Raw genomic sequence first — 8,187 nt, forward strand, 5'->3', positions numbered from 1 at the left:
TCCGGTGGTTGGGCGTGTGCGGCCGCGATATCATCGAAGCGGCTCTTAACATAGCGACGAGGCGTCCTGCTTTTTAGGCTTCCGGAGCCGCAGTGCAAGAACGAATCCTCATGCCGCGTGGTCTTGTCGCTGCGCGTGCGCAATGCGATTGATCAATCCGGCATATTCCCGGACGAAAAGGTCGAGATCTTCGGCGCTCGTCTCATAACCGAAGCTGACGCGAATGGCCCCCTCGTCGGCCGCGATTGCGAGACCTGCTTGCACCATCGCGGCGACGACGTGACTGCGACCGACCTTGCCCGACGAACACGCCGATCCCGCCGAAATCGCAATACCGGCGAGGTCGAGAGCCATCTGCGCCGTTTCACTGCGAAGCCCTGGAAACGCAATTGCCACCGTGTTCGGCAGCCGTTCCGCCTCCGCCCCCAGCACGACAGCGCCTGGAAGCATGTTCCCGATCGCTGCCTCGAGATGGCGGCGCAGGTCCCTCATCCGGCCGGGCATGGTTTCGAAACGTTCACAAGCAACATCGGCAGCCGCGCCGAAGCTGGCGATCGCCGGAACCGGTTCGGTGCCGGCCCGCCGCCCTGTCTCCTGTCCGCCGCCACGCACCAGCGGAAACGGCCGCGTCGTCGGATGACGAAGGACGAGAGCACCGACGCCCTTGGCCGCGCCGAACTTGTGGCCGGAAACCAGCAACACGTCTGCCCCCGTACCGGCAAGGTCGACCGGTATGCGGCCAACCGCCTGCACGGCGTCGATTACCAATCTGACGGGGCGGCCGGCAATCGCCGCGTGGATACGCTCCAACGGCTGCAGGACGCCGGTTTCGGAATTGGCAAGCGTCAGCGCCAGCAAGCCGACATTGCCTTCGCAGAGCCCGGCGGCCCAAGCCGCCAGCGCCTCGCAATCGACGATGCCATTCGCATCCACCGGCAGACGGGTCACGTGATCCGCCGCAAAGCGGCCGCCCTCGCGAAGGCAGGGATGATCGGTGTCGATAACGGCGAGCTTCTGGATCGGCGTCTCCCGTCCGTCGATCAACCACCGTGGTGCAAGGGCGGTCATCGCCGCTTCGCTCGCCCCGCTGGTAAAGACGACATTGGCCGGATCGCAGGACAACAGGCGAGCGAGCGAGCGTCGCGCCCCCTCTACAAGGGCGCGCGCATGGCGTCCCTCGCTGTGGACCGACGACGGATTGGCGGCGTCGAGCGCCGACACAAACGCGCGCCGCGCCTCTTCGAGCAGCGGCGCCGTCGCGTTGTAATCCAGATAGAGGCGTCGCTGGCTTGCGGTCATTCGCTCTCGCAGCGGTTCGATTTCGTGGCCCGTCGATGCAAAATTCTTGAATTTTCGGCGGCGCTCGGACTAAAAGACGCCTTCGACGTCGGCCGGTAGTTTTGAATCATTCTAAACTAGAGAATACGAGGCCGCTCTGGCTTCGTCAAGAAGCGTCCCGCCGAGCAATCCTGCTCGCCAAGGAAGACAATTATGCCCGAAGTGATCTTCAATGGCCCAGCCGGCCGCCTTGAAGGCCGGTACCAGGCCGCCAAGGAGAAGAACGCCCCGATCGCCATCGTCCTGCATCCGCATCCGCGGTTCGGCGGCACGATGAACAATCAGATCGTTTATCAGCTTTTCTATATGTTCGTCGAACGTGGCTTCACCACCCTGCGTTTCAACTTCCGCAGCATTGGCCGCAGCCAAGGCGAATTCGATCATGGCGCCGGCGAACTCTCGGATGCGGCCTCGGCGCTCGATTGGGTGCAGAGCCTGCATCCCGACTCCAAGCAGTGTTGGGTGGCCGGCTATTCCTTCGGCGCATGGATCGGCATGCAGCTGTTGATGCGGCGTCCGGAAATCGAAGGCTTTCTGTCGATTGCCCCACAGCCGAACTCCTACGATTTCTCGTTCCTGGCGCCCTGCCCGTCGTCGGGTCTGATCATTCATGGTGATCAGGACCGCGTGGCTCCGCCCAAGGATGTGCAGACGCTCGTCGACAAGCTGAAGACTCAAAAGGGTATTGTCATCACCCAGAATACGATGGAGGGGGCGAACCACTTTTTCACCGAGCACACCGACCAGCTATTGGCCGAGTGCGCGGACTATCTCGACCGCCGACTTGCCGGTGAGTTGTCCGACCCCAGGCCGAAACGGCTGCGCTAAGCCGAAAGTCCTTCTGTTTGCCAGCCAGGTGACGAGTGCTGATAGACGGTTGCGGCAGAGCGTCAGAACCGCCTGAAGCAATGTGGTCCTCATTTTTTCCAATCTGCAGTCTGACGAAGGTTGCGCGCGGCGGAACCTAACATCATTTCCTCCGTTCCAATATCATCGAACATCATCAACCATGGAGGAAAGATTGATGTATCAGGCTAAAAATATCATTGGTGCCGCCGTGATCGCGGTTGCTATGTCCGGTGGCGCCGCATTCTCTCAGTCGGCGTACACGGGTGACATGATGGACATGTCCGCGATGCGCGGTGACCTTATTCGGGCCCGTGACATTACCGGAGGCGAGATCTATACGGTGAACGAAGCCTATGACGAAGCCAGTTGGACAGCCGGCAACCGGTATGACGGTATCGGGGACGGTTGGAACCAGATCGGCGAGATCGAGGATATTGTCCTGTCGAAGGACGGCAAGATGATCGGCGTTGTCGGGGAGATCGGGGGCTTTCTAGATATCGCCGACAAGCATGTAATGATCCCGGTCGAGGATGTCAGGCTCGTCGCGGTAGATGACAAGACCTACGCGCTGGTTACGCGATACTCTGAGGAGGCCTTGGAAAACTTGCCTGGCGTAGATGAAGGCTTCTGGAACTGAACCGGTTCCCACGACCTATGTGGCGGATTTTGGGGGCGAAAGCCCCCATTTTTCGTTTTTGGGGGCGGCGGCGTCCTGACCAGCGGTGCCAGGCTTCCTTTTTCCGGCTTTCTCCGGCATAGCGAGCGTGCCCCCGCTCGACGGCTCGCGGCAGCCGGTCGTCGTCGGCCATGTCAGCGGCCGCCCGTCGAGGGAGCGGACCGCCAGATAGGCCCATGCCTCCGCCTCCATCGCATCGCCGTCGAAGCCGGCCTCCTCGGCCGTGAGGACGCGTGCCTGCGGCGCGGCCCCGTCGCGAAGATCGCCCATGATCGCCGGGTGACGCCGCCCGCCACCGCAGACGATCCAGAGTTTCGGTGGCTCGGGAAAATGCACGGCCGTCTTGAGGATGGCTTGCGCGCTGACGAAGCAGAGCGTGCGAGCGACGTCCTCCAGGGAGCCGGCTCGGCTGGGCGGAACGGCGAAATCGAACCGGTCGAGCGACTTCGGCGCCGTCTTAGCGAAGAAGTCGGCCGACAGATAGCGTTCTGAAAGTTCGGCCAGGATACCGCCCTCACTGGCGATCGCACCATTCTGATCGAAGGGGATTCCCGCCTCGCGCTCTAGCCACTGGTCGAGCAAGGCGTTGCCGGGACCGGAATCGAAAGCGACCGGGTCGTGCTCTCCGTCGAGATAGGTGACGTTGGAGATGCCGCCGATATTGACGAACACGACCGGAAGTTCCCGGTATTGGAGCGGCAGATTCTTTGCCAGCGCCGCATGATAGGCGGGAACCAGCGGTGCGCCCTGCCCGGCCTCGAGCATGTCGTTCGCGCGCATGTCGAATACGACCGGCAGGCCAAGCAAGTCCGCAAGCAGCTGACCGCCGCCGAGTTGGACCGTCAGCGCCTTCTCGGGCCGGTGCAGCACGGTCTGACCATGAAAACCGACGACATCGACGGTCGCGGGCTCGATCCCGCAGTCTGCGAAAAAGCGCCGCACCGCCTCTCCGTGGCGCCGGGTCACCTCGGTCTCCAAGGCGTGCAGATCACCGGGCCGATCGGTCCGACAAATGATCGACTTCGCGGTTTCGAGTCCTTCGGCCAGACGGCGCCGGAATGCGGAGTCGTAGTCATAGACCCGCGCCGGGCCCCGCTTCACGAGGCGGTCTCCGTCGGTATCGAGGAGTGCCACATCGATCCCGTCGAGCGAGGTTCCGCTCATCAGGCCGAGCGCACGGCGTTGGGACAAACCCGTCAAAATCGGCTCCGCATCTGGAATTGTTGGTCAGGGCTGGTAAACGGCTCCCGACGAACGAAGGAACCTTAGCGTTCCAACGAACCTATCAGGATCACTATCCCATGACCGGTTTCAAGTCCGAGTTTCTGGCGACGCTTTGCGAACGCGGCTTCATTCAGCAAACATCTGGCGACTCCGCCCTCGATGAACTTTTTCGCACCGAAACCGTCACCGGCTATATCGGCTTCGACCCGACCGCGGCGAGCCTGCATGTCGGCTCGCTGATGCAGATCATGATGCTGCATTGGATGCAGGAGACCGGCCATCGCCCGATCGCGCTGATGGGCGGCGGCACCGGCATGATCGGCGACCCGTCCTTCAAGGACGAAGCGCGCAAGCTTCAGAGCGTGGAGGGAATCCAGCAGAACCTCGCCGGGATCAGGCGCTCCTTCGAGCGTTATATCCGCTTCGGCCCGGGTCCGAACGATGCCCTCATGGTCGACAACGCCGACTGGCTTCTGGAGCTCAACTATGTGTCGTTCCTGCGCGACGTCGGACGCCATTTCTCCGTCAACCGGATGCTCTCTTTCGACTCGGTCAAGCTTCGGCTCGATCGCGAGCAATCGCTGTCCTTCCTTGAATTCAACTACATGATCCTGCAGGCCTACGATTTCGTCGAGCTTTACCGCCGCTTCGGTTGCCGGCTGCAGATGGGCGGTTCGGATCAATGGGGCAATATCGTCAATGGCATCGACCTTGGCCGACGGATGGATGGGGCCGAGCTGTTCGCCCTCACCTCGCCGCTCCTGACTACCGCCTCGGGCGCCAAGATGGGCAAGACCGCCAGCGGCGCGATCTGGCTGAATGCCGACATGCTCCCGCCCTACGACTTCTGGCAGTATTGGCGAAACACCGAGGACGCCGATGTCGGCCGCTTCCTGAAGCTTTACACCACTCTGCCGATGGACGAGATTGCGCGGTTGGAGGCGCTTGGTGGGTCGGAAATCAACGAGGCGAAGAAGCGCCTCGCCAACGAGATCACGGCGATGCTGCATGGGCGCGAGGCGGCCGACGAGGCCTCCGAGACGGCCCGCAAGACCTTCGAGGAAGGCGCACTTGCCGACACCCTGCCGACGATCGAGGTGCCGGCGACGTCCTTCGAAGCGGGCATCGGGCTTCTGTCGCTGCTCGTGTCGGCCGGGCTTGCAGCCTCCAACGGCGAGGCACGCCGACATGTAAAGGGCGGCGCGGTCCGGCTCAACGATGAGCCCATTTCGGACGAGCGGCTCATGGTGGGGCCCGCAAATCTCACCGAAGGCGTCGCCAAACTGTCGGTCGGGCGCAAGAAGCACGTTCTCGTGCGGCCCGTCGCCTGAGCCATGCGATGTTCTGCGGCCTAATACTCGAAGATTCGGCGGAATATCCCCGGCGCGATCGCCGAAATCGGATTGACGGTCAAAGTTGGATCGCCGAAGGCGCCGGCCAGCCGATAGGTGATACCGATCAGCGCACCCTCGGCACCGTTGCCCAGAATGCCGCCGACAAACGGCAGTGCCCCGAACAATCGATTGATCGCATAGGCCGGCATGAATGAGCCGGATATGTCGATCTGTTCGCGGGAATCATAGAGGGTGCCTTCGAAGCTCGAGCCGAAGATCGGTCCGCGCACAATTCCCTCCCGCGCCGACAATTGGCGACCGTTCCAGGCAAGTCCGACGGACGCGGAATCGAAATAGGCCCGCGATACTTCGAGGTCGCGGCCGACCGCACCAGCTAGGCTCTGGCTCCCGGCGCGCGTCGTCCCCACCAGGTTTGCCAATCGCGGCTCGTCCACCAAGGTAAAATCTTGCAGCTTCAAGGCGCCGCTGAACCCGCCAGACGCCATTCCCGAGAGCTGCAATCGCGCGGTGCCGCCCTGCATGCGCCTATAAAGCCCGCCGAATCGGAGCAGTGATCCGGCGTCGTCGGTGGCAAGACCGATCGTCCGATCCGCCCCCTGTGGTCGGAAGTCGAGTTTGATCGGATGGCCGGCTGGCGTGTCGGCTGAAAAAGAAACCGATCCCCCGGATTTGTACCGAATGGTCGCATTCCGGAACTCCTCGCCATCGAAACCCAACAATCGGTCGAGCGCGATCGTAGCGTTAATGGCTTCGCGGTTGCTCGGCTGATCTGGATTTGCCGCGAGGGTTTCCCGCCGGAGCCGGTCGAGCATCGACCGCGCGTCCAGGCTGCGCCCGGCTATATCGAGCACATACCCCTCGTCGCCGCGTATGAACTGCCCGGAGATATCGTCGCCCCGATTGAGAGCCGCACTATCCAGCGTCACGCTTTTGAGGCCGTCGCCGTCCACTTCGATGCTGCCTTTGGCCGAAAACCCCTCCCCCGACAATTCGACATTGCGCATCGAGATCTGCTCGCCCGAGACGCTCAGATCGAAGGCTAGCGTTGCAGGGACACCCGGACCTTTGGTCCAACCGACCACTGGCATGTCAAGTCGCGCCGTCCCCAAATCGAGTCGGGCGCGGAATCCGTCCTCGACCCGCGTCAAACGCGCCGACAGCGGGCCATCGACGAACTCGCCGAGCATCGGCAACACCGCGCGGACCTCGTCGTCGCTCAATCGCGCGGTCACGTCGAGCGTCGCCTCGCCGATCGGATTCGGCCCGATCGGCTGTGAGAACTCCACCCTGGCGGGCATCCCGTCGATCGCCGCCGCGACATCCCCGATGGCGGCGCCGGGTGCTATAGTGACCGTTCCTGAGACGGCCTTGATATCTCGCCCGTCGATCCGGCGTTCGAGGCCGACCCCATCGAGCTCGGCAAAGATCGACCAGCTCTCCAACCGGTCTTCTTCCGCCGTCGGTTGCCCGAGCAGAAACGCGACGCCCACCCCGACTCTGGCTTGGCCCGTTACGTCGTCGCTCCCCCAGCTGAATTTGCGCGATACACCCACCGGCTCGCGGTCAGCCAGCCGAAGCAGCGCCGAAGCGTCACCGGCGAGATTGAGGGACAATGACGCGGCGACGCCATGGTCCGCCCGAACGAAATCCAACGACGACGGCATGATGTCGAGACTCGGAAAGCCGGCGATGCTTCCGGTCGCGATGGTGATCAGAGCCTTACCGTCGCGATAATCCAACGTTCCAGAAACGGTCCTGGCGGCCGGCATGTCGCCGATCGTCGCGAAGGTTCCACCCTCGAAATCGATCGCAAGCCGCACTTCGTCCCCGTTCGGGCCCTCGCCCGGCACCGCGATCTCGGCAAGCCGCGCAAGACTGATATCGAGAGCAAGCGACCCCGTCGGCACTGATCCCGCCTCGGCAACGTGGCCGAGCACCCAAGCGCGGGCCTTGTCCGCAATGAAGAACGGCCAGAATGCCTTGATGTCCGCTGTCGTCAGGGCGGTGGCGGCAAGGTCCAGCCGGACGCGGTCTGCGGAAGTCAGGCCTGTGAGTTCGCTGGTGCCGGTAAGTTCGCCGCGATCGGTCCTCAACGACAATTCGCCGAATGTGAATCGCCCTAAGCCGAAATTGACCTCTCCCACCGCCTTGAGCGACGCCGACACTGGTGCGTCGGAGTTTCCCGCCGAGGAATCCAGCCGGGTGGTGCCGAGTTCCAGCCGATGTCGCCCGGAGCCGTCCGGGATCAGGTCTATTCGGCCAGTGAACTCGGCCTCCGCTGTCCCGAAATCGATCCACCCATCGCTGATCGTCAGATCGTCCTCGCCTTCGGCAAGGCTGATGCTGCCCCTTGCTGACGTTACGGGTTGCCTGGCCTTGCCGACGATCCAGCCATCGTGACCGTTGACGCTCGCGGTGACACGGCGGCCGGAGGCGGTCGTGGTGAGCGAAACGGCGAAGCTTGCCGGCAACACGAGCCCGAGCGCATCGTCATCGCCGATGGCTGCCCCCCTTCCCCACTGCAATTCCTGTTCGGAGGTTCTTGCCACGAGCTCATCAATTCGCTGGCGGCTCTGATCGAGTATGGCTGTACCGGACAAGGCCAGTGCGTGATCGGCGACGATGCCCTTGGCGTCCATCGTGAAATGACCCGAGGCGTCGGCCGCAATCTCCAGATTCTCAAGTCGATATGTGTCCCGGCCGAGCACGGCGAGGTCGCGGACTTCGATACCTCGCAACCCGATG

The 8,187-nt window shown here is 62.9% G+C and carries 6 protein-coding genes; 3 read left to right on the plus strand and 3 right to left on the minus strand.

The annotated features are described in order from the left end of the window. Positions 1 to 108 precede the first annotated feature (108 nt). Positions 109 to 1,299: a cysteine desulfurase family protein gene (locus MJ956_RS04870; protein ID WP_253963351.1), complete on the minus strand. Its 1,191-nt coding sequence runs from the start codon at positions 1,297 to 1,299 to the stop codon at positions 109 to 111. Between the two features lie 192 nt (positions 1,300 to 1,491). Here MJ956_RS04870 and MJ956_RS04875 point away from each other — a divergent pair, with 192 nt between their 5' ends. After that, positions 1,492 to 2,166 (plus strand): alpha/beta hydrolase, encoded by a 675-nt coding sequence (locus tag MJ956_RS04875; protein ID WP_253963352.1) that lies wholly within the window; start codon positions 1,492 to 1,494, stop codon positions 2,164 to 2,166. Positions 2,167 to 2,362: 196 nt separating this feature from the next. Continuing rightward, positions 2,363 to 2,824, plus strand: a complete 462-nt coding sequence (locus MJ956_RS04880) for a PRC-barrel domain-containing protein (protein ID WP_253963353.1) — start codon at positions 2,363 to 2,365, stop codon at positions 2,822 to 2,824. 15 nt (positions 2,825 to 2,839) lie between these two features. On the opposite strand, the gene MJ956_RS04885 is transcribed toward MJ956_RS04880, so the two are convergent. Next, positions 2,840 to 4,027 carry an anhydro-N-acetylmuramic acid kinase gene (locus tag MJ956_RS04885; RefSeq protein WP_253963357.1) on the minus strand — a complete coding sequence of 396 codons (1,188 nt, stop codon included), beginning with the start codon at positions 4,025 to 4,027 and terminating at the stop codon, positions 2,840 to 2,842. Between the two features lie 137 nt (positions 4,028 to 4,164). On the opposite strand from MJ956_RS04885, the gene tyrS reads away from it, so the two are divergent. Further along, positions 4,165 to 5,418 (plus strand): tyrosine--tRNA ligase, encoded by a 1,254-nt coding sequence (tyrS, locus tag MJ956_RS04890; RefSeq protein WP_253963354.1) that lies wholly within the window; start codon positions 4,165 to 4,167, stop codon positions 5,416 to 5,418. Between the two features lie 20 nt (positions 5,419 to 5,438). Here tyrS and MJ956_RS04895 read toward each other — a convergent pair. Next, positions 5,439 to 8,187, minus strand: a 2,749-nt coding sequence (locus MJ956_RS04895; RefSeq protein ID WP_253963355.1) for a hypothetical protein, incomplete at its 5' end; no start/stop codon positions are given.

Source organism: Aurantimonas marianensis (assembly GCF_024195285.1).
Classification (GTDB): Bacteria; Pseudomonadota; Alphaproteobacteria; order Rhizobiales; family Rhizobiaceae; genus Aurantimonas; species Aurantimonas marianensis.